The organism is Mesorhizobium sp. M2E.F.Ca.ET.209.01.1.1 (assembly GCF_004010375.2).
Taxonomy (GTDB): Bacteria; Pseudomonadota; Alphaproteobacteria; order Rhizobiales; family Rhizobiaceae; genus Mesorhizobium.
Genome location: NZ_SADP02000003.1, coordinates 475057 through 497206, shown reverse-complemented (window position 1 = coordinate 497206; position 22150 = coordinate 475057). Strand labels below are relative to the sequence as shown.

Sequence of the window (22150 nt, the reverse complement as noted above, 5' to 3'; positions counted from 1 at the left end):
GGCGGCCTACCCCAGCCGTCCCAGCACCGGGAAATTCTCCAGCAGCCAGTACGACACGCTCTGCACGCCGCCCGTGAGGAAAAACACGCCGGCGACAACCAGCAGCGCGCCGATCCCCTTCTCGACCCGGCCGAGATGGACGCGGAATTTGCCGAGGAAACGCATGAAAGCGCCGGAGAACAGAGCCGCGACCAGGAATGGAATGCCGAGCCCGAGCGAATAGGCGGCAAGCAGCAGCGCGCCCTCGCCCACCGTCTCGCGCCCGCCGGCGAGCGTCAGGATCGGCCCCAGCACCGGGCCGATGCAGGGCGTCCAGCCGAAGGCGAAGGCGAGCCCCATGACATAGGCGGCGACCATGTTTGCGGGCTTGCCCTGCGACTGGAAGCGCGCCTCGCGCGACAACAGCGGAATGCGCAAAATGCCTAGGAAGTTCAGCCCCATGATGATGATCAGCGCGCCTGCCGCCATCGCCAGCGGCTCCTGCCAGACGCGCAGCAGCCTGCCGATGGTCGAGGCGCCCGCGCCAAGCGCGACAAACACCGTGGAGAAGCCGAGCACGAAGGCAAGCGAGGCATAAAGCAGCGCGCCGCGCGTGCCTTCCCGCGCCGTCACGCCATGATTGCCGCGGAAATCGTCGACCGACACGCCGGCCATGTAACAGAGATAGGGCGGCACCAGCGGCAGCACGCAAGGCGACAGGAACGAGATCGCCCCCGCCCCGACCGCGCTGACATAGCCGATGTCCAATGCCATCCAATGAGTCCCGATTGTGCTCGCGTCGATATAGCGATGCGGGCGTGCGCCTGCCAATCACCATTGTGTGGCAGGCGCCATTGTGTGGCACGTCGCCGCTTCGCCGCAGGAAGAAACAGGCTTTCCAACGCGTTGTCGGGATGAGCGCGCGATTGCGGCGCGCTCGTTCTCAGGGAGATTCAGCATGAAAACGATCGCACTCGGGTTTGCCGCCCTTCTGCTCGGCACCGCCGCGTCTCAGGCCGCCGAGGCCTGGAAGGAAGCCGAGGTTGGCGGCACGAAGATCTACACCGACGCCAAGGGCATGACGCTCTACACTTTCGACAAGGACGAGAAGGGCAAGTCCAACTGCTATGACAAATGCGCCGCCAACTGGCCGCCGCTGAAAGCCAAGGCGAGCGCGAAGACCGAAGGCGAATGGTCTGTCGTCAAGCGCACCGACGGCACCCATATGTGGGCCTATGACGGCAAGCCGGTCTACACCTTCGTCAAGGACAAGAAGGCCGGCGACATGAACGGCGAAGGCGTGGCCGGCGCCTGGCATGTCGTCAAGGCCGATTGAACTCGCCCCACCGAGCGATCCGGCTGCCGGGTTCCTTGATCCGGCAGCCAGCCATCTTTCCGCTGGTCACCGCCGGTTCGGCGCGCGCATGCCTCCATCGCCAAAAAAGTGATCTTTGCCATACACTCTAAGAGTGTATCGTCTGCGGCCGCTTCCCAAATTGGCCGCTTCCCCTTGACCGATTGCAAAAGCACGGCCATGTGAGCGACGAAAAGAGTGGGATTTCGTCGTGCGTCGCGGAGTTCTTCCGCCACCTCACAGCTGATTAAAGAGACCTCATGGACGTCGTCGTCGTCGAATCGCCGGCCAAGGCGAAGACAATCAACAAATATCTGGGCAAGAACTATAAGGTTCTGGCATCGTTCGGCCATGTCCGCGACCTGCCGGCCAAGGACGGCTCGGTGCGCCCTGACGAGGACTTCGCCATGTCCTGGTCGGTCGACACGGCCTCCGGCAAGCGCCTCGCCGACATCGCCAAGGCGGTCAAGGACGCTGACGGCCTGATCCTCGCCACCGACCCGGATCGTGAGGGCGAGGCGATTTCATGGCATGTGCTGGAAGTCCTGAAGCAGAAGCGCGCGCTGAAGGACAAGCCGGTCAGCCGCGTCGTCTTCAACGCCATCACCAAGGCCTCGGTGCTCGACGCGATGGCCAATCCGCGCCAGATCGACGCGCCGCTGGTCGACGCCTATCTCGCCCGCCGCGCGCTCGATTACCTTGTCGGCTTCACCCTGTCGCCGGTGCTGTGGCGCAAGTTGCCGGGCGCTCGTTCCGCCGGCCGGGTCCAGTCGGTGGCGCTGCGCCTCGTCTGCGACCGCGAATCCGAGATCGAGCGCTTCATCCGCGAGGAATACTGGCAGATCGCCGCCATCCTCAACACGCCGCGCAACGACAGTTTCGAGGCGCGGCTGACCGCCTTTGCCGGCAAGAAGCTGCAAAAACTCGATATCGCCAACAAGGCGCAGGCCGACGACATCAAGGCGATGCTGGAAGGCGCGACCTTCAAGGCATTGTCGGTCGAGGCCAAGCCGACAAAACGCAATCCCGGCCCGCCCTTCACCACCTCGACGTTGCAGCAGGCCGCCTCGTCCGGGCTCGGCTTCTCGGCGACGCGTACCATGCAGGTGGCGCAAAAGCTCTATGAAGGCATGGATGTCGGCGGCGAGACTGCCGGTCTCATCACCTATATGCGTACCGACGGCGTGCAGATGGCCCCCGAGGCGATCGAGGCCGCCCGCAACGCCATCGTCAGCGAGTTCGGCGCGAAATATCTGCCGGAAAAGCCGCGTTTCTACACCACCAAGGCCAAGAACGCCCAGGAAGCGCATGAGGCGATCCGCCCGACCGATTTCCGGCGCACGCCGGCTTCCGTCCGGCAATATCTCGACGCCGACCAGGCCCGTCTTTACGAGCTGATCTGGAAGCGCGCCATCGCCAGCCAGATGCAGCCGGCCGAGACCGAGCGCACCACGGTCGAGATCGAGGCCGTCAACGGCGCCCGCACCGCGGAGCTGCGCGCGATCGGCTCGGTCGTCCGCTTCGACGGCTTCATCGCCGCCTACACCGACCAGAAGGACGAGGACGCGGAGGACGAGGAGAGCCGCCGCCTGCCCGAGATCCGCTCCGGCGAGCAGCTCGCCCGCCAGGCGATCAACGCCACCCAGCACACCACCGAGCCGCCGCCGCGCTACTCCGAGGCGTCGCTGATCAAGAAGCTGGAAGAGCTCGGCATCGGCCGGCCGTCGACCTACACAGCGATCCTGAAGACGCTCGAGGACCGCGACTATGTCACCATCGATCGTCGCAAGCTGGTGCCGCAGGCCAAGGGCCGGCTGCTCTCGGCCTTCCTCGAGAGCTTCTTCGAGCGTTACGTCGAGTATGATTTCACCGCTTCGCTCGAGGAAAAACTCGACGAGATTTCCGACGGCAAGCTCGCCTGGAAGGACGTTCTGCGCGATTTCTGGAAGGATTTCTCCGGCGCCGTCGACGACATCAAGGAGCTGCGTGTCGCCGACGTGCTCGATGCGCTCAACGAAGAGCTCGCGCCGCTTGTCTTCCCGGAGCGCGAGGATGGCTCCAATCCGCGCATCTGCCCGAAATGCGGCACCGGAAACCTGTCGCTGAAGCTTGGCAAGTTCGGCGCCTTCGTCGGCTGCTCGAACTATCCGGAGTGCTCCTACACCCGCCAGCTCGGCGACGCCGCCAATCCCAATGGCGAGAATGGCAATGGCGAGGACGGCGTCAAGCTGCTCGGCAAGGATCCCTACACGGCCGAGGAAATCACGCTGAGGAGCGGCCGTTTCGGCCCCTATATCCAGCGCGGCGAAGGCAAGGAAGCCAAGCGCTCCAGCCTGCCCAAGGGCTGGACGCCCGAGTCGATCGACCATGAGAAGGCGCTGGCGCTTCTGTCGCTACCGCGCGATGTCGGAAAACATCCTGAGACCCGCAAGATGATCTCGGCCGGCCTCGGGCGCTACGGCCCGTTCGTGCTGCATGACGGCACCTACGCCAATCTGGAGAGCATCGAGGACGTGTTCTCGATCGGCCTGAACCGCGCCGTCTCGGTGATCGCCGAGAAGCAGCAGAAGGGCAAGGGCGGCCGCAACGGCGCCACGCCGGCAGCGCTGAAGGAGCTTGGCGACCATCCCGACGGCGGCGGCAAGATCGTCGTGCGCGACGGCCGCTACGGGCCTTATGTCAATTACGGCAAGGTCAACGCGACGCTGCCCAAGGGCAAGGACCCGCAATCGGTGACGATGGAAGAGGCGCTCGCCCTGATCGCCGAAAAGGAAGCCAAGGGCGGAGGCGGCAAGAAGCCCTTCCGCAGGGCGGCAAAGAAAGGGTAGCAGGACGTGGCGCGCAGGATCTCCGGAAGAAGTCACGGCGATCCGCGCCACGCCGACACCAGAGCCAAGGTCAAGGACGACTATCGGCCCTCGCGCGACGAGATCCTGCGCTACATCGCCGAAAATCCCGACCGTTCCGGCAAGCGCGAAATCGCCAAGGCCTTTGCGCTGCGCGGCGAGGATCGCGTCTGGCTGAAGGACATGCTGCGCGACCTGCAGGACGAGGGTCTGCTCAACAAGGAGCGGAAGCGCCTCACCCGCGCGGGCGCCGTGCCGCACGTCGCCGTGCTCGACATTTTCGGCCGCGACGACGACGGCGTGCTCTTGGCCAATCCGAGCGAATATACCGGCGCCGGCTCGCCGCCCGTCATTGCCATCCGCATGTCGCGCGGCGCCAGCGGCCCGGCGCCTGGCATCGGCGACCGCGTGCTTGCCAAAACCTTCCCGACCGACGATCCGTCAGGCCCTGCCTATGCCGGCCGGGTGATGAAGATCTTCGAGAAGCGCAGCGACGCGGTGCTCGGCGTCTTCCGCGTGCTGAAGGACGGCACGTTCCGCATCGAGCCCGTCGAACGCCGCCAGCCGGAATTGATCGTCGACAAGGAATTCCAGAACGGCGCGAAGAACGGCGACCTCGTCGAGGTCGAGCCGGCGCGCGCTTCGCGCTTCGGCCTGCCGCGCGCCAAGGTGCTGGCGGTGCTGGGGTCGCTCACCAGCGAGAAGGCGGTCTCGATGATCGCCATCCACGCCCATGACATTCCCCATGTCTTTCCGGCGGACGTGATTGCCGAAGCCGACGCGGTGAAGCCGGCCACGCTTGCTCACCGCGAGGACTGGCGCGACCTGCCGCTGGTGACCATCGACCCCGCCGACGCCAAGGACCACGACGACGCTGTCTTCGCCGCATCCGATTCGGATGAGAAGAATCCCGGCGGCGTCATCGTCACCGTGGCGATCGCCGATGTCGCGGCTTACGTCCGCTACGGTACGCCGCTCGACCGCGAGGCCCTAAAGCGCGGCAATTCGGTCTATTTCCCGGATCGGGTCGTGCCGATGCTGCCCGAACGCATCTCGAACGACCTCTGCTCGCTGCGCGAGGGCGAGGACCGGCCGGCGATCGCCGTGCGCATGACCTTCTCCTCGGAAGGCCGCAAGCTCAGGCATTCCTTCCATCGCGTCATGATGAAGTCGGCTGCCAAGCTCGCCTATCCGCAGGCGCAGGCGGCGATCGACGGCGTTCCCGACGACAAGACGCGGCCGATCCTCGACAGCGTCCTGAAGCCGCTTTGGGAAGCCTATTCGGTGCTCAAGCGCGGCCGCGATGCCCGCCAGCCGCTGGAACTCGACCTGCCGGAACGCAAGATCCTGCTGAGGCCCGACGGCACCGTCGACCGGGTCGTGGTGCCGGAGCGCCTCGACGCGCATAAGCTCATCGAGGAGTTCATGATCCAGGCCAATGTCGCGGCCGCCGAGACGTTGGAGGGTAAGAAAGAGCCCCTCGTCTACCGCATCCACGATGCGCCGTCGCTCGCCAAGCAGGAATCGCTGCGCGACTTCCTGCAGACGCTTAGCCTGTCCCTGGCGCGCGGCGCGCAGATGCGGCCCAGCCAGTTCAACGGCATTCTGGAACGGGTGCGCGGCGCCGACAACGAGGCGCTGGTCAACGAAGTGGTGCTGCGCTCGCAGAGCCAGGCCGAGTACTCGCCGAAGAACATCGGCCATTTCGGCCTCAACCTCCGCCGCTATGCGCATTTCACCTCGCCGATCCGCCGCTATGCCGATCTGATCGTGCACCGGGGGCTGATCTCGGCGCTTGGTCTGGGGCAAGGCGGGTTGACGCAGCAGGAGGCGGACCGGCTGGAAGAAGTCGCCGCGCTGATCTCTGCCACCGAGCGCCGCGCCATGGCCGCCGAGCGCGACACGGTCGACCGGCTGATCGCCGCCTATCTGGCCGAGCGCGTCAACGACACGTTCGACGCGCGCATCTCCGGCGTCACCAAGGCGGGGCTCTTTGTCCAATTGCCGCAGTATGGCGCCGACGGCTTTATTCCGGTGTCAACTCTGGGCGGCGATTACTATATCTACGACGAAACCGCCCGATCGCTCTTCGGAGAACGCACCGGCAAAGGCTACCAGCTTGCCGATCGCGTCGAGGTTCGATTGGTAGAGGTCGCGCCGCTGGCCGGCGCGATGCGTTTCGAGATGCTGACCGACCCGAAGCCCCTGCCCGGCTCAAGGCGGTCGTTCCACAAGGCCAAGGGCCGCGCCCGCGCGTCGCAATCGCGCGTCGGACCGCGCGGCAGGAGACGGTAATGCCAGGCAACTTCCAAGTGGAAGAACAGGTTTTCGGCGGCGAGCATCATTCGGGCCACGTCGCCCGCCCGCTGTGGACAGCTATCAAGCGCGGCTTGCTCGGTCGCTGCCCGCATTGCGGCAAGGGAAAGCTGTTCCGCGCGTTTGTGAAATCCGTGGACAAGTGCGAGGTCTGCAGCGAGGAGCTGCACCACCATCGCGCGGACGACCTGCCTGCCTATCTGGTCATCGTCATTGTCGGCCACATCGTGGTTGGCTCCTTCATGGCCGTGGAGGCGACCACCACGCTGTCGACCTGGCAGCACGCGCTGATCTGGGTGCCGCTGACCATCATTCTGGCCGTCGCGCTGCTGCAGCCGGTCAAGGGCGCTGTCATCGGCCTGCAATGGGCGCTTTATATGCACGGCTTCGGCGACGAGAAGGACGAGTTCGAGAGCCATTGATAAGCCGGAATGCGCGGCTGTCCGTCCTGGTGCAAAGACCATGGCGCGCAAGCCACTTTCACATCCGAGAAGTTTCCGCTAGGTCGAGCGCATGGAACGAATGACCAAGGCGGATGTCGACAGGCTCGATAAAGGCCTGGCCGTACGCAGCGGCCGGGCATTGCGTCCGCGCGATGCCGCGACCCTCATCCTGCTCGATCGCAAGAACAAGGACGTTCTGGTGCTGATGGGCCGGCGCCATGCCGGCCATGCCTTCATGCCCGGTAAATTCGTCTTCCCCGGCGGCCGCACCGATCCGGCGGACAGCCGCATTGCCGTCGGCTCCCCTTTGCGCGGCGAAGAAGAGAAAAAGCTGGCCGCCGGCCCCGGCCGCGCCAGTCCGGCGCGGGCGCGGGCAATCGCCCTGTCGGCGATTCGCGAGACCTATGAGGAAGCCGGCCTGCTGATCGGCTGCAAGGGCGCCTTCTCGACCACGAAGCGCGACTGGCAGGGTTTCGCCGAACATGGCGTCATCCCGTCGCTGGACGTGCTCCGCTTCATCGCCCGCGCCATCACCCCGCCCAATCGCGTGCGCCGTTTCGACACGCGTTTCTTCAGCGCCTGGCGCCACGACGTTGCCGTCGAATTGCCCGGCGGCGGCCCGACCAACGAGCTGGAGGAACTCGTCTGGCTGCCGCTTGCCGATGCCCGCAAGGCCGACATTCCCGACATTACCGGCATGATCCTGGAAGAACTGGAAGGTCGGCTTGCCGATGATCCCTTGCTGCGGCCGGGCGGCGCCGTGCCGTTCTTCCGGCTCGTCCGCAACCGCTTCGTCCGCGAAGTCCTTTAGAAGCAGAGCATTTTGATCCCATGACGGTCGATACCCAACAACAGGGCGGCGAACGCGTACACTGGCTGCCGATGGTCGCGGCGATCTCCTCGATCAGCGTCGTCGGCATCGCCATCGGCCTCGGCATGCCTCTGCTCAGCGTCATTCTGGAAAGCCGCGGCCACTCCGCTTCGATGATCGGCCTCAACACGGCCGTCGCCGGCCTCGCCTCGATCGCCGGCGCGCCGCTTGCAACCCCGCTTGCCATGCGGCTTGGCGTCGCCTGGACCATGCTGTTGATGATCGCCATCGGCGCGCTCGCCTTTGTCGGCTTTCACTTCGCGCCGGATTTCTGGATGTGGTTCCCGCTCCGCGTCGCCCTGCATATCTCGCTGACGGTGCTGTTCATCCTGTCGGAATTCTGGATCAGCACCTCCGCCCCGCCGAACCGCCGCGGCCTTGTGCTTGGCATCTACGCCACCGTGCTGTCGCTCGGCTTCGCCGCCGGACCGTGGCTGTTCGCCCATCTCGGCAGTTCGGGCTTCCTGCCATTCGGCGTCACCATAGCGCTGGTCACGCTTGCTGCGATTCCGGTGCTGGCGGCCCGCAACGAGAGCCCGACCATCGTCGCCGACAGCGAGACCAGCCATTTCCTGCGCTACGTCTGGCTAGTGCCGACCGCGACCTTCGCCGTGCTTGTTTTCGGTGCGGTCGAGACCGGCGGCTTCTCGCTCTTCCCCATCTATGGCAGCCGCATCGGTTATTCAGAGGCCGACGCAGCGCTTCTTTTGACCATGATCGGGCTCGGCAACGTGCTCCTGCAGATCCCGATCGGCATGATCAGCGACCGTGTTTCGGACCGCCGTTACCTGCTCCTGGCCTGCGCCACCGTCGGCCTGATCGGCACCGTATTCATGCCCTTCTTCGCGCAGAACTGGCATCTTATGGCCGCCCTGCTGTTTGTCTGGGGCGGCGTCGTCGCGGCCATGTACACGATCGGCCTTGCCCATCTCGGTTCCCAGCTTTCCGGCCATGAGCTGGCATCCGCCAACGCGGCCTTCGTGTTGTGCTACGGTGTCGGCATGGTGATCGGCCCGCAGGCGATCGGCATCGGCATGGACGCCTTCGGCCCCTCCGGCTTCGGCTGGTCGCTGGCCGTCTTCTTCGCCGCCTACATGCTGCTGGTCCTGGTCAGGCTGGTGCGCAGGATTCTCTAGGCGAATGTCCTGAACGTCGAGCATCCTGACATCACAGTGTCAGCAGCACCCCTGCTATACCCTGCCTCCGACGCCAGGCAGGAGAATTGCGATGATCGACAGCGGCTTTGAAACCAGATCCCTCAGAATGGAGTTGCTTCTGCTCGTCACATTCCAGGCGCCGGCCGCCGATGTCGAGCGCATCATGGAGGCGGTGGTGGCGATCACGCCGCTGCGCATGGGCAAATATGACAGCAACGCCTATCAGTCGGCGCAAGGCATCGAGCGCTACCGGCCGCTCGAGGGCGCCGCCGCCGGTGCCGAGAGCGAACTGCGCCGGCGACCCGGCACCGTCGAAGTGTCGTTCGAGCTTGCCGACGACCAGGCACTCGCCGCCCGAGTCGTCGAGGCGATATTCCAGGCCCATTCCTACCAGGAACCCGTCATCCGCATCCAGCCGCTGCTCGCCAGCCGCTCCAAGGGCCTTGACGACCGCGCCAATCCCAACCGCTGGTGGAACACCACGGGCGACTGGAAAAAGAAGGGACAGTTGGTCGAGCAGAACGCCTGACGCGGTGAGCTCGAACCACACCGAAATGTGGCAAGGACGGCGCCCGGGCTTGACTTTCCGGGCGCGTTCTTTATGTGTCGCGCCAAGTTTCCCGCGTCCGGGTGTTTTCCCCGTGCTCCAGCGGCCAAAACTCCACGAACATTAACGGACGAACATCATGGCCAAAGCCGCAAACATCAAGATCAAGCTTCTGTCGACCGCCGACACCGGGTTCTTCTACGTGACCAGCAAGAACAGCCGTACCAAGACGGACAAGCTCTCGTTCCGCAAGTACGATCCGATCGCCAAGAAGCACGTCGAGTTCAAGGAAACCAAGATCAAGTAATCTGGTAATCCTGAGAAATCGAAGCGCCGCCCTCCGGGCGGCGTTTTTGTTTTTGGGGCAATTCCAGGAAAAGTCCGGCACGGTTTTCCGGCAGGAGGAAAGATCGGGCGGCGGAAGGGCCCGCGCGGCTGCCAGCGCAAGGTCGGTCGACGGCTTTTGTAGGAAAAGGGGGCCGGTCGGCGTTTGGCAGCGGTACGAGGAGGCCACTATGTGCCAGCGCCGGCCGGCCGACCCCACGGACCCAGGAGATGCGGCGGACCTGAGCATCATGGGGTATTTTTCGGATCGAGCCGGCTAGTCTACCCTCGTGCCGGCCTCGTCTTCTGTCTATGGGCCGCAGATTTGCGCAAGACCTTATAAAAATCAACCATTTCTTAACCACCGCTCGCGAATCGCTCGGGTTAAGGTAAATTCGTAACCCTGTGGGGACAGTCGCTAATCGGCGCCCTTTGCAGGCATGCCGCCGAAGCGCGAACATGCGCAAAATCTAAATCTAGAGCATAAACAGCGGGTCTGGAAGATCGCGAGGGCGCTTTAGGCCGCCTTGGCGACCACCCGGTTGCGGCCGCCGCTTTTGGCTTCATAAAGCGCAAGATCGGCGCGCTTCATCAGCGCCGCGACGCTGTCGGTTCCCTTCAGAAGCGAGGATACGCCGACGCTGACCGTCACCTCGATCGTCTTGCCGTCGCTCCCGATGGCAAAAGACGCCTGCGCGATCTCGGCGCGGATGCGCTCGGCCACCTTCTCGGCGACCGCGCCGTCGGTGTCCGGCATGACCACGACGAACTCCTCGCCGCCGAAGCGGCAGGCCAAATCGATGCCGCGCACATTCTTGCGCAGCCGCCTGGCGAATTCGCGCAGCACATCGTCGCCGCCGTCATGGCCATAGGTGTCGTTGATCGACTTGAAGCGGTCGAGGTCGGTGATCATCACCGACAGCGGCCGCCGCCGCGCCGCGGCGCGATCGAACAGGGTCTGCAGATGGCTGTCGAGATAGCGCCGGTTGTGAAGCCCGGTCAGACCGTCGATCACCGCCATCTCGATCGTCTGGGCGACGCTGGCGCGCAGTTGATCGTTGTAGCGCTTGCGCCGCACCTGTGTGCGCAGCCGCGCCGTCAACTCGTGCTGATCGATAGGCCGGATCAGGTAGTCGTTGATGCCTAACTCCAGCCCGCGCAGGATGCGGCCCTCCTCGCCCTCATCGGCGAGCAGCATGATCGGCAGGAAGCGGGTGCGGTCGAGCGAACGCAGTTGCGAGCAGAGCCTCAGCGCATCGAAACCGGCGAAGGCGGTCGAGATCAGCACGCACTCATACGGTGTCTCGGCCGCCTGGAAAAACCCTGCGTTGGGATCAGCCGCGACATCGAGCTCGGCGCTGTTGCGCAGCATCTTCTGGATGCGTTCGACCGAGGATCTGCGCTCGTCGATAAGAAGCACCTTCGGCTTGACGTCGTCGGTCGCGAAATCGCGGCTCAGAAGTTCCTCGATGCCGATATTGCGCGTGGTCGAGGCGCGCAGCCTGAGCTCGTCGGTCAGCGACTTCAGCCTGACGAGGCTCTTCACGCGCGTCATCAACTGCAGGTCGTTGACCGGCTTGGTAAGGAAATCGTCCGCGCCGGCCTCGAGGCCGCGCACCCGGTCCGAGACCTGGTCGAGCGCGGTGATCATGACCACCGGTATATGTGAGGTCGCCGGATCGCCCTTCAGGCGTTTGCAGACTTCGAACCCGTCCATGCCCGGCATCATCACGTCGAGCAGCACGACGTCGACCTTGCCGTTCTCGCAGGTCTCGATCGCATCCGGCCCGTTATTGGCCGTCAGCACCTCGAAATACTCGGCAAGCAGCCGAACCTCCAGCAGCCGCACATTGGCGGGGATATCGTCGACGACGAGGATCCGCGCGGTCATCTCAAAAGGCTCCGGTTCTGCTGGTCACGGGCATCAGGCATCGCCCAGATAGGATTTGATCGTCTCGATGAAGCGGGGCACCGAGATCGGCTTGGAGATATAGGCCTCGCAGCCACCCTGGCGGATGCGCTCCTCATCGCCCTTCATGGCGAAGGCGGTGACGGCGATGACGGGGATCGAATGCAATTCGTCGTCTTCCTTCAGCCATTTGGTCACTTCCAGGCCGGAGACTTCGGGCAGCTGGATGTCCATCAGGATGAGGTCCGGCCGGTGCTGGCGCGCCAGATCCAGCGCCTCCAGCCCATTGCGCGTGCGGACCGTTTCGTAACCGCTGGCTTCGATGAGGTCCCGAAAGAGCTTCATGTTGAGCTCGTTATCCTCGACGATCATGACCTTCTTAGCCATCAATTTCCCGTCCCGACCGCCCTCGAAGTCGAAGACCGTCGTAATGCGTCCCCTTCGGACCGCACCCAACCCTTTTCCACCCTAGCCCAATATAATTGACGAAACGGAAACCGGAGGTTGGAAAGCTGCACCAATTCCAGCTTCGGACGTTGCACGAGAGAGAGCGGAGGCTTGCCGCAAGCGACGCTTGCCGTTACTGCGGTAGGAGACTCAAAAATCCACCATTCCAAAGGTAATGATGGCGAACGCAGCGTCAATGCGCGAGGAAGCGGAAACCATTGCCGTCAAGGCGCTGGGCTTCGTCGCCGCAGATCCCGAACTTCTGCCCCGCTTCCTGGCGATCACCGGCATCGAGGCCAACTCGATCCGCAAGGCCGCCGCGGAGCCCGGCTTCCTTGCCGGCGTCCTGCAATTCATCCTGGCCCACGAGCCGACGCTGCTGCGCTTCGCCGAGGAGACCGGCACGCCGCCGGCCGCTGTCGGCAAGGCATTGCGCGCGCTTCCGCTCGGCAACGACGATCATGAGCGTTCGACATGAGCGACGATCCCGAGACGGCGCGGCAGATCGAAGAGCTTGCCGCCGACGACCGGCCGCTGCTGGTGCTCGACGTCGACGATGTCGTGCTCGAATTCGTCCGGCCCTTTCCGCATTTCCTCAAAACGCGCGGCTTCGGGCTGACGCTCTCGTCCTTCCGACTGACCGGCAACATCGCCGAAATGGCGACCGGCCGGCTGATCGAGCAGCCCGAAGTGACGGCGCTGCTGGGCGATTTCTTCGATAGCCAGTCGGATTGGCAAAGCATCACCGAGGGTGCCGCGGACGCCCTGGCCATGCTCGGGCAAGGCGCCGAGATCGTCCTGCTGACCGCCATGCCGCACAAGCATCGCGCCGTGCGCCGCGCGCATCTCGATGCGCTGGGGCTCGAGTACCCGTTGCTGACCACGGAGATGGCCAAGGGGCCTGCCATCGCCAAATTGCGCGGCCTCAAGGGTCGGCCGGTCGCCTTCGTCGACGACCAGCCTTCCAACCTGGTCTCGGCCCGCAATTCGGTGGCCGATGCCCACCTCTTCCACCTGATGGCCGACAACTCGCTACGCGCCTTCCTGCCGCCGACGCCGGAGGACATCGTCTCGGTCGAGGACTGGCGCGAGGCCACGCCCAAGATCGCGACCGCGCTCGGGCTTTAGCTCAGGCGCTCAGGGCTGCAGCTTCGCGCCAGCCCCGCCATCGTCGCCGCCGTCCGAGCCATCGCCTCCGGTGGAATCATCCGTTCCGTTCGCGCCGTCATCGCCGCTCGAATTGTCGTCCTGTCCTGCGCTGTTGTCCTGGACCTCGTCCGGCCCCTTCAGCATGGCGCCATTGACGGCAACGGACCCATCGGCCTTGGTGTTGATCACCCACTCCAGGCGGCCGTCCGGCAGCGTCTTGCCGAAGCCCTTGACAGCCAACGCAAACGGGAAGGCCTGCGCCATCTGCTCGTCGCTCTTGGCCCCTTCCTTCAGGGCATGGACGATCTTGTCATAGCCGGCGACGTCGATGGTCACCGTCGCATCAGGCTTCTCGCCGGGAAACGTCATCTCGCCTTCCAACGCGACTTCGATGTCGCCGTTCTTCACCGTGCTGTGCCCGATGACGACCTTGGGATTCTTGGCCTTGAAATCGGCGACCAGAGCCTTGCCGAATTCATCCGAGAGCGGTGGTTCCTTATTGAGATCAAAGGCTTCGATCGCCTTTTTCGCCATCGTATCGAGATCGATATTGGCGCCGCCGAAATTCAGGTCGATGTCCGTTGGCAACAGCGGCACCGTCCATTCAGGCAGGGTCTGATGCGGGATCGTCAGCCCGGTTGCCTTGATCGTGTAATCGACCTTGCCGTTCTGGGAAACGCCATCCATGCCGAATGCGGTGCTGAATTGCTTCGCCCCGAATTCGCCGACAGGGCTTTCCACGATGAAATCCTTGAAGCCGTAATTGCCGTCGACCCTTTGCCAGATCGGCAGCGCCGCCAGCATCAGCGATTTGAGCTCTGCCTGGTTCGCCTTGAGCTTGGCTTCGTCCTCATTCGCCACGGCAAAGGCGAGCAGGTCGAGCAGCGGCTTCGTCCGCACGCCCTTGCCGGTTGCGTCGACGGAAAGCTCCGGCGTTTTCAAGGTGAGCGGAAAATTCATGCCGCTGTCGGGATCGTTGACCTTGATGGTCTCAACGAAGTCCGAGACTTTTTGGGTCGCCGTGAAGTCGACGCCGCCATTGGCGGATTTGGTCGCGACAACGGTGGCGGTGCCGGCGCCGGTCGAGGCCTCGGCCTGCTGCTTGGCGTCCCGGGACGTCATGGTCATCCCGGCCAACGAGCTGGTTGCATTGGTGAAGGCCGCAAGGGCCGGATCGTAGACGCTGGTCAGCTTGCCGTCCTTGATCGTGAATTCCATGCTCTGGCGGCCTTCCGGCCCATCGAACTCGAACGACGCGCCCTGCGAGAAATTCGACGAGACGTCCCATGATCCATCGCTGCGCGGCTTCACCATCAGCGCGTAGGGCGCCATGTCGAATTTCAGGAGCTTCTGCTCCGGCACCGCATTGACGAGCGCTTTGATGTCGAGCGCGATCTTGTAGGCGTCACCCTCCACCGAAACCTTGAGCACGCCCTTGTCGAACGCCTGCTTGCCGAAATAGCGCGCCAGATCGTCGGAAAGCTGCTTAGCGCCCTGGCTGTCCACGGTCTGGGCAAAGGCTGGCGCGCTGAGCGCGAGGGCAAAGGCGAGTGGCAAAATACGCTTCACGTCGATTCTCCGTGCTGTCGGAAGACGAAACAATGGCTTCTGGTAGGCAAGAAGCGTTACAGCCGCAAGACGCCCACTGTAGGCCAAAAGCGCATCCGGCTAAAGCACCAGCCGCATCAGCGGCCGGCCGGGCTTGCGCTCCACGAGCCTTTCGAAGCCGGCCTTCTCGAACACCCGCGACGAGCCGACGAAAAGCCCGATCGAGCGCGAATCGCGCGACAGGTCGATCGGGCAGGCTTCGAGCAGCCTCGCGCCGTTCTCGCGGGCGAAGGCGATGCCGCCCGCAACGAGCCGATGCGAGACCCCGCGGCCCCTCGCCTTGACGCGGATGAAGAAGCAGGAGATCGCCCAGACATTCGGGTCGCCTGCATCGGCCGGATCGATCGGGGCTGAGCCCCTGCCCTGATTGTTCCACTCGGGCACGTCGGCGCGCGGGCCGACCTGCATCCAGCCGACGGCCTTGCCGTCCTCGAACGCCAGGAGTCCCGGCGGCGGACCTGCCTCTATGCGCGCCTTGATAAGGTCCTTGTTGCGCTCCTTGTCGCTGGCGCGGCGCTCCGCCGGCGCCAGCCGGAAATGCGTGCACCAGCAGCCGTAACAGGCGCCCTGCTTACCGAAGAGGTCCTCGAAATCGGCCCAGCGCTCGGGGGTCAGCGGTGCTATGGTCGTGCTCATGCGTTCTCCCCAGGCCAAGCTTGTTGCCAGCCTTGCGCTGTCGTACCATTGCGTTTGTTCTCTTTATGTTCGCAGCGATGGTGGCTCCTGTCAACAATCCCGAACACGGTTTTTGCCGTGACTGCCTGGCGCTCCAACGCTCGGAGACGCGCCGCTGCGATCGCTGCGGCAGCCCGCGCCTCGTCCGCCACGCCGAGCTCTACCGGCTCAAGATCGCGCATATCGATTGCGACGCCTTCTACGCGGCGATCGAAAAGCGCGACAATCCGGCGCTGAAGGACAAGCCGGTCATCGTCGGCGGCGGCCGGCGCGGCGTTGTCTCCACCGCCTGCTACATCGCCCGCATCCAGGGCGTTCGCTCGGCCATGCCGATGTTCAGGGCGCTGGAACTCTGCCCGGAAGCGGTGGTGATCCCGCCCAACATGGAAAAATATGTCGGTGTCGGCCGCCAGGTGCGGGCGCTGATGCTGGCGCTGACGCCGCAGGTCGAGCCGCTGTCGATCGACGAGGCCTTTCTCGATCTCGCCGGCACCGAGCGGCTGCACGGGATGCCGCCGGCGCTGGTGCTGGCGCGCTTCGCGCAGACGGTGGAAAAGGAACTCGGCATCACCGTGTCGGCGGGCCTTTCCTACTGCAAGTTCCTGGCCAAGATCGCCTCGGATTTCCGCAAGCCGCGCGGCTTTTCGGTGATCGGCGAGGCGGAGGCCCCGAGCTTCCTCGCCGCGCAGCCGGTGACGATGATCTGGGGCGTGGGCAAGGCGCTGGCCGCGACGCTGGAGCGCGACGGCATCCGCATGATCGCCCAGTTGCAGCGCATGGAGCGCGGCGACCTGATGCGCCGCTATGGCGTCATGGGCGACCGGCTCTACCGGCTGTCGCGCGGCGAGGACGACCGCCCGGTCGATCCCGGCGGGGATGCCAAGAGCGTCTCGGCCGAGACCACCTTCGACACCGACATCGCCGCTCTGGCGGAGCTGGTGCCGGTGCTGCGCGGCCTGTCGGAAAAGGTCTCGGCGCGGCTAAAGAAATCCGGCATTGCGGGGCGAACCGTGGTGCTGAAGCTGAAGACGCAGGATTTCAAGCTCCGCACCCGCAACCGCCAGCTCGGCGATCCGACCCGGCTGGCCGACCGCATTTTCCAGACCGGCCTCGACCTGTTGCGCCGCGAGGCCGACGGCACGAAGTTCCGCCTGCTCGGCATCGGCGTCAGCGACCTCTCCGGCGACGATAAGGCCGATCCGCCCGATCTGGTCGACCAGCAGTCGCGCAAGCGCGCGCTGGCCGAAGGCGCCATGGACGCGTTGCGCGACAAGTTCGGCAGGAAAGCCGTCGAGACCGGCTATACATTCGGCAAGGGCCGCGCCGCCAATCCGCCCGAGCCGCTGGAGGATTGAGGGGTCAGTTTCGCTTCAGATCGATCCGGCTGGTCACCACCATCTTGCCGGTCGCCGGATCCATGTCAGTCACCGTCATGCGCATATTGTCCGGCCCGATCTTTTCAACCGTCAGCTCGGCGTCGCGGTCGCCATTGACGATTTTCGCCCAGTGGATGTCGAGGTCGATCGCATCGCCCTTGCGGCTTCCGTTGAGCCCGGCGGGTCCGCTGCGCGAGCCGATATAGGTGCCGGTGTACCCCGCCCCGCTTACCTTCAGGTCGGCGCGGATTTCCCGCGACATGATCAAGAACGCACGGCAGGTGCCATCAAGCGACAGCGAGTCCGCCGTCGCGTCCGAGGTGAAGGTGCAGTCGATGTTCATCACCGGCGTGTTCGTCCTGATCCTCACCGTTCCCTTCCCGGAAAACTTGCCCTGCAGCGAACGCAGGAAAGCCGCCTCGTCGGCATGCGCGCCGCTCGCGCAGAAAAGACAGGCGGCGGCCAGCAAAGCAGCGGTCGATTTCATCAAAATGTCTCCCTCTCGCGATCACTAGTACAATTCCAGGAAGAGTTTGAAACGGTTTCGGTCGGCACCTGCCGATGGAAGGCGTGGGCTTAACGGATGCCTGGAGCGTCAGGTTCCGCCGTGGCGATGACTGTTTTTTGACACGAATCCCCTGGCCCAGTGGAATGACGCCGCTAACGGTTGCAGCCCAGGTCCGGGCTTGCGAGATAGAGTCCCAAATGGCACCCGCTCCCTCGATCCCCAAAGCCGCATTCTGGATGGCGCTGTCAATCGCCTCCTTCCTGGCGATGACCGTAGCCGGCCGCGCCACGACCAGCGATCTCAACGTCTTCCAGGTGCTGGAACTGCGCTCGGTGATCGGTTTCTTCATCCTGCTGCCGCTGGTGATGACAAGCGGCGGCTTCCCGGCGATGCTCACGAAACGCCCGTTCACGCATATCGCCCGCAATGTCATCCATTATACCGGCCAGGCGGCGTGGCTCTATGCGCTCTCGCTGATCCCGCTCGCCGTGCTGATTTCCATTGAATTCACCACACCGATCTGGACCGCGGTTTTCGCGGTTGGTTTTCTTGGCGAACGGCTCTCCAGGCCCAGGCTGACGGCTATCGTGCTCGGCCTGATCGGGGTGATCATCATCGTGCGTCCAGGCGTCAGCTCGGTCAACCCGGGGCAACTCATAGTGCTGGGCGCCGCGGTCTGCTTCGGCACTTCGGTGGTCATGGTAAAGTCGCTGACGAGGACCGACAGCGTCGTGCGCATTATCTTCTGGATGCTGATCATCCAGTCGGTGCTCGGCCTGCTGCCCGCGCTCTACGAGTGGCGCAACCCGCCGCTTGCGCTTTGGCCATGGATCGTGGTGATCGCTTTCACAGGCATGTCGTCACACTTCTGCATGGCGCGTGCACTGGCCTATGCGGACGCCACCCTCATCTCGCCAATGGATTTCCTGCGCGTGCCGCTGTCGGCACTGGTCGGCTGGCTGCTCTATCGCGAGCAGATCGACATCTTCACCGCCGGCGGCGCGGCGCTGATTCTGGCCGGCAATTTGCTCAACCTGCAGCGCAAGACGCCGCAAGTGGCGGAGGCTGAAGCGGCAACGCCCTGAGCTAAACCAACTCCACTTCCACCACGCCCGGCACCGCCCGCATGGCCGACGCCACCTGGGGTGAAATACGGTAGCGATTGGGCAGCTCGATCTCCACTTCGCCCAGTCCTGCCTCCTTGATCAGCACGAAGCTTACTTGCCCCTCGCCCTTGACCGAAAGCTGGTTGGCCAGCGTGCCGAGCGGTGCTGCGTCGCGCACGAAGATGCGCAGCGCCTTCTGGATGCGGCTGGCCTCGTCCTCCAGCGACTGCACGGTTTGAATCCGCAGATTGATGCCTTCCGGCCGGTCTTCGGCCGAAACGGTGATCACCACCGAGCGGCCGGGCTCCAGCATGTCGCGATACTGCGCCAAGCCTTCGGAAAACAGCACCGCCTCGTACTGGCCGGTCGTGTCGGAGAACTGCACCACGCCCATCTTGTTGCCGGTGCGCGTCTTGCGCTCCTGCTTGGTGGTGACGGTGCCGGCGAGCCGGCCTGCGGCTGCGCCCCGTTTGACCGCGGCCGAAAATTCCGCCCAGTTCTGCACCCGCATCTTCTGAAGTGCTGCCTTGTACTCGTCCAGCGGATGCGCGGAGAGATAGAAGCCCACCACCTGGAACTCGCGATGCAGCCGGTCGGCCGCAAGCCAAGGATCGGTCGCCGGCAGGTTGAGCGCCTGCGATTGCGCGCCGAGAGAGGAGCCGAAAATATCGGCCTGGCCGGAGACGGCGTTCTGCTGCGCCAGCGAGGCCAGTCCCATCATCCGCTCGACGCCGGCCATCATCTGGGCGCGGTCATGGCCGAAGCAATCCAGCGCGCCGGCCATGATCAGGCTTTCGAAGACGCGCTTGCCGACGATCTTTGGATCGACGCGCTCGCAGAAATCGGCAAGGTTCTTGAACGGCCTCTCGCCGCGCACGGCGACGATATGCTCGACTGCCGCGTCGCCGACGCCTTTCAGCGCCGCCAGCGAATAGAAGATCTTGTTGTCGCCGACCTCGAAGGGGCGGAAGCTGGTCATCACCGACGGCGCAACCACCTCGATGCCAAGGCGCATGGCGTCCTGGCGGAAATCGGCCAGCTTGTCGGTGTTGCTCATATCGAGCGTCATCGACGCCGCCAGGAACTCGACCGGGTAATGCGCCTTGAGATAGGCGGTCTGGTAGGAAACCACCGCATAGGCCGCCGCGTGCGACTTGTTGAAGCCGTAGTCGGCGAACTTGGCCAGAAGATCGAAGATGAAGTCGGCCTGCGGCTTGGAGACGCCGCGCTCGACCGCGCCGGAGACGAAGCGCTCGCGCTGCTTGTCCATCTCGGCGCGGATCTTCTTGCCCATGGCGCGGCGCAGAAGGTCGGCTTCGCCGAGCGAATAGCCGGACAGCTCCTGCGCGATCTGCATCACCTGTTCCTGGTAGACGATGACGCCTTGCGTCTCCTTCACCAGATGGTCGATCTTGGGATGGATCGAGGCCATCTCCTCCTCGCCATGCTTTCTGGCGTTGTAGGTCGGGATGTTCTCCATCGGGCCGGGGCGGTAGAGGGCGACCAGCGCGATGATGTCCTCGATACAGTCCGGCCGCATGCCGATCAGCGCCTTGCGCATGCCGGCACTTTCAACCTGGAACACGCCGACCACCTCGCCGCGCGACAGCATGGCGTAGGTGTCCTTGTCGTCGAGCGGGATCGTGGCGAGATCGATGTCGACGCCGCGCCGGCGGATGAGCTTCACCGCCGTTTCCAGCACGGTCAGCGTCTTGAGGCCAAGGAAGTCGAATTTCACAAGGCCCGCCTGCTCGACATATTTCATATTGAACTGGGTGACCGGCATGTCCGAGCGCGGATCGCGGTACATCGGCACCAGCTCGGACAGCGGCCGGTCGCCGATGACGATGCCGGCGGCGTGCGTCGAGGCATGGCGGTAGAGGCCTTCGAGCTTCTGCGCCGTGTCGAGCAGCGTCTGCACGATCGGCTCCTTCTCCGCCTCCTCGGCGAAGCGCGGCTCGTTGGCGATGGCGTCCGCCAGCTTGACCGGATTGGCCGGGTTCTGCGGCACCATCTTGGAGAGCTTGTCCACCTGACCGTAAGGCATCTGCAGCACGCGGCCGACGTCCCGCAGCACCGCGCGCGCTTGCAGCGTACCGAAGGTGATGATCTGGCCGACCTGGTCGCGCCCGTATTTCTGCTGGACGTAGCGGATCACCTCCTCGCGCCGGTCCTGGCAGAAGTCGATGTCGAAGTCCGGCATCGAGACGCGGTCCGGATTGAGGAAGCGCTCGAACAGCAGCGAGAAACGCAGCGGGTCGATATCGGTGATGGTGGTCGAGTAGGCGACCAGCGAGCCGGCGCCCGAACCGCGCCCCGGCCCGACCGGGATGCCTTGCGATTTGGCCCATTTGATGAAGTCGGCAACGATAAGGAAGTAGCCCGGAAACTTCATCTTCTCGATGATGCCGAGCTCGAATTCCAGCCGCTCGCGATACTGCTCGACCGTGTAGCCCGGCGTCGGCCCATGCGCGGCAAGCCGCGCCTCCAGCCCCTCGCGCGCCTGGCGTGCAAGCTCGGCGGCCTCGGCTTTCTCGGCGGCATCCTTGTCGGCCGCGTCGGCGCCGGTGAAGCGCGGCAGGATCGGGCTGCGGTTCTTCGGATAGTAGGAGCAGCGCATGGCGATCTCGACCGTGTTGTCGATCGCTTCCGGCAGATCGGAGAAGAGCCGCGCCATCTCGGCCTGGCTGCGCAGGAAATTGTCCGGCGACAGCCGCCGGCGATTGTCCGCGGCGACCACCGAGCCTTCGGCGATGGCGATCAGCGCATCATGCGCCTCGTAATCCTGTCGCTTGGAGAAGAACGCCTCGTTGGTGGCGACCAGCGGCAGGTCGTGCGTGTAGGCCAGGTCGACCGTCGACTTCTCGATCATGCGGTCATAGCCGGCGACCCGCTCCAGCTCGACATAAAGCCTGTCGCCGAACAAGCCTTTGAGGAACAGCAGCCGCTGTTCGGCGAGGTCGCGCCGATCGGCCTTGAGCGCGCTGCCGATCGGACCGCGCGGGCCGCCGGTCAGACAGATCAGCCCATCGGACCGGCCTTCCAGCATGGCGCTGGTCAGGTGCACCGGCTCGCCGGGCGGCGTCTCCAGATAAACCTTGCTGATCAGCCTGACCAGATTGGCGTAGCCGCCCTCGCTGGCGGCGATCAGCACGACCGGCGCCATCTCGGGGCCGTGGCGGCGGCGGTCGCGCTGGCCGTCGCTCGCCTCTCCGGAAAAGGCGAGATCGACCTGGCAGCCGATGATCGGCTGGACGCCGTCCTTGACCGCCTTCTGCGCGAATTCGAGCGCGCCGAACAAATTGTTGGTGTCGGTGACCGCTATCGCCGGCGCCTCGTCCTTGACCGCATGGCCGACGATTGCGCCGAGCTGAAGCGCGCCTTCGAGCAGCGAATAGGCCGAGTGCACCCGCAAATGGATGAAGGTCCGCGCCGGCGCTTCCGGCCGCGCGGCCTTCACGGCTGCTTCGCGCTGCAACGGGTCGCGTGGAAGTCGTTCATCCGCCATGTTTTTTCGCGCTGTTCCAGAGACTCA

Annotated in this window: 19 protein-coding genes; 12 read left to right on the top strand and 7 right to left on the bottom strand. The window is 64.5% G+C overall.

All coding sequences use genetic code 11. The features are described from left to right. Nucleotides 1–6 precede the first annotated feature (6 nt). A complete protein-coding gene (locus tag EN852_RS08570; RefSeq protein WP_127874028.1) occupies nt 7–753 on the bottom strand; it encodes a cytochrome c biogenesis CcdA family protein in 747 nt (248 codons plus the stop codon). Between the two features lie 184 nt (nt 754–937). Here EN852_RS08570 and EN852_RS08565 point away from each other — a divergent pair, with 184 nt between their 5' ends. The 8 genes from EN852_RS08565 to rpmG all read left to right on the top strand — a co-directional run bounded on the left by EN852_RS08565 (nt 938) and on the right by rpmG (nt 9820). Next, complete coding sequence (locus tag EN852_RS08565) at nt 938–1315, top strand: hypothetical protein (RefSeq protein ID WP_127863666.1); 378 nt, start codon at nt 938–940, stop codon at nt 1313–1315. A gap of 278 nt (nt 1316–1593) precedes the next feature. Continuing rightward, nucleotides 1594–4161: a type I DNA topoisomerase gene (topA, locus tag EN852_RS08560; RefSeq protein ID WP_127874029.1), complete on the top strand. Its 2568-nt coding sequence runs from the start codon at nt 1594–1596 to the stop codon at nt 4159–4161. Nucleotides 4162–4167: 6 nt separating this feature from the next. Next, a complete protein-coding gene (gene rnr, locus EN852_RS08555; protein ID WP_127874030.1) occupies nt 4168–6474 on the top strand; it encodes a ribonuclease R in 2307 nt (768 codons plus the stop codon). Next, nucleotides 6474–6917, top strand: coding sequence for a DUF983 domain-containing protein (locus tag EN852_RS08550; RefSeq protein WP_127874031.1), 444 nt, complete (start codon nt 6474–6476; stop codon nt 6915–6917). The genes rnr and EN852_RS08550 overlap by 1 nt, the downstream gene beginning before the upstream one ends. A 91-nt stretch (nt 6918–7008) precedes the next feature. Then, nucleotides 7009–7749, top strand: a complete 741-nt coding sequence (locus EN852_RS08545) for an NUDIX domain-containing protein (RefSeq protein WP_127863662.1) — start codon at nt 7009–7011, stop codon at nt 7747–7749. Between the two features lie 20 nt (nt 7750–7769). After that, nucleotides 7770–8945, top strand: a complete 1176-nt coding sequence (locus EN852_RS08540) for an MFS transporter (protein WP_127874032.1) — start codon at nt 7770–7772, stop codon at nt 8943–8945. Nucleotides 8946–9036: 91 nt separating this feature from the next. Beyond that, complete coding sequence (locus EN852_RS08535; protein ID WP_127874033.1) at nt 9037–9495, top strand: hypothetical protein; 459 nt, start codon at nt 9037–9039, stop codon at nt 9493–9495. Nucleotides 9496–9652: 157 nt separating this feature from the next. Beyond that, nucleotides 9653–9820, top strand: coding sequence for a 50S ribosomal protein L33 (gene rpmG, locus EN852_RS08530; RefSeq protein WP_040995604.1), 168 nt, complete (start codon nt 9653–9655; stop codon nt 9818–9820). Nucleotides 9821–10354: 534 nt separating this feature from the next. Here the strand turns inward: rpmG and EN852_RS08520 are convergent. Together EN852_RS08520 and EN852_RS08515 are read right to left on the bottom strand one after the other, a co-directional pair. Further along, entirely contained in the window at nt 10355–11728 is a 1374-nt protein-coding gene (locus EN852_RS08520) for a PleD family two-component system response regulator (RefSeq protein WP_127874034.1), read from the bottom strand. A 33-nt stretch (nt 11729–11761) separates the two neighbouring features. Next, nucleotides 11762–12133: a response regulator gene (locus tag EN852_RS08515; protein WP_027166515.1), complete on the bottom strand. Its 372-nt coding sequence runs from the start codon at nt 12131–12133 to the stop codon at nt 11762–11764. 238 nt (nt 12134–12371) lie between these two features. Here EN852_RS08515 and EN852_RS08510 point away from each other — a divergent pair, with 238 nt between their 5' ends. Together EN852_RS08510 and EN852_RS08505 are read left to right on the top strand one after the other, a co-directional pair. Continuing rightward, on the top strand, nt 12372–12671 hold the full coding sequence (locus EN852_RS08510) for a DUF3572 domain-containing protein (RefSeq protein ID WP_112127631.1): 300 nt from the start codon (nt 12372–12374) through the stop codon (nt 12669–12671). Next, nucleotides 12668–13321, top strand: a complete 654-nt coding sequence (locus tag EN852_RS08505) for a hypothetical protein (protein ID WP_127874035.1) — start codon at nt 12668–12670, stop codon at nt 13319–13321. The genes EN852_RS08510 and EN852_RS08505 overlap by 4 nt, the downstream gene beginning before the upstream one ends. A 9-nt stretch (nt 13322–13330) precedes the next feature. Here the strand turns inward: EN852_RS08505 and EN852_RS08500 are convergent, their stop codons facing one another. Together EN852_RS08500 and EN852_RS08495 are read right to left on the bottom strand one after the other, a co-directional pair. After that, nucleotides 13331–14911 (bottom strand): hypothetical protein, encoded by a 1581-nt coding sequence (locus EN852_RS08500; RefSeq protein WP_127874036.1) that lies wholly within the window; start codon nt 14909–14911, stop codon nt 13331–13333. Nucleotides 14912–15010: 99 nt separating this feature from the next. Then, nucleotides 15011–15586 carry a GNAT family N-acetyltransferase gene (locus EN852_RS08495; RefSeq protein WP_127874037.1) on the bottom strand — a complete coding sequence of 192 codons (576 nt, stop codon included), beginning with the start codon at nt 15584–15586 and terminating at the stop codon, nt 15011–15013. A gap of 65 nt (nt 15587–15651) precedes the next feature. On the opposite strand from EN852_RS08495, the gene EN852_RS08490 reads away from it, so the two are divergent. After that, nucleotides 15652–16980, top strand: a complete 1329-nt coding sequence (locus EN852_RS08490; RefSeq protein ID WP_127874038.1) for a DNA polymerase IV — start codon at nt 15652–15654, stop codon at nt 16978–16980. Nucleotides 16981–16984: 4 nt separating this feature from the next. Here EN852_RS08490 and EN852_RS08485 read toward each other — a convergent pair whose 3' ends face one another. Further along, on the bottom strand, nt 16985–17488 hold the full coding sequence (locus tag EN852_RS08485) for a hypothetical protein (protein ID WP_127863655.1): 504 nt from the start codon (nt 17486–17488) through the stop codon (nt 16985–16987). 218 nt (nt 17489–17706) lie between these two features. Here EN852_RS08485 and EN852_RS08480 point away from each other — a divergent pair, with 218 nt between their 5' ends. Next, nucleotides 17707–18594, top strand: coding sequence for a DMT family transporter (locus tag EN852_RS08480; RefSeq protein WP_127874039.1), 888 nt, complete (start codon nt 17707–17709; stop codon nt 18592–18594). Nucleotide 18595: 1 nt separating this feature from the next. Here the strand turns inward: EN852_RS08480 and dnaE are convergent, their stop codons facing one another. Beyond that, a complete protein-coding gene (gene dnaE, locus EN852_RS08475) occupies nt 18596–22123 on the bottom strand; it encodes a DNA polymerase III subunit alpha (RefSeq protein ID WP_127874040.1) in 3528 nt (1175 codons plus the stop codon). Nucleotides 22124–22150 lie beyond the last annotated feature (27 nt).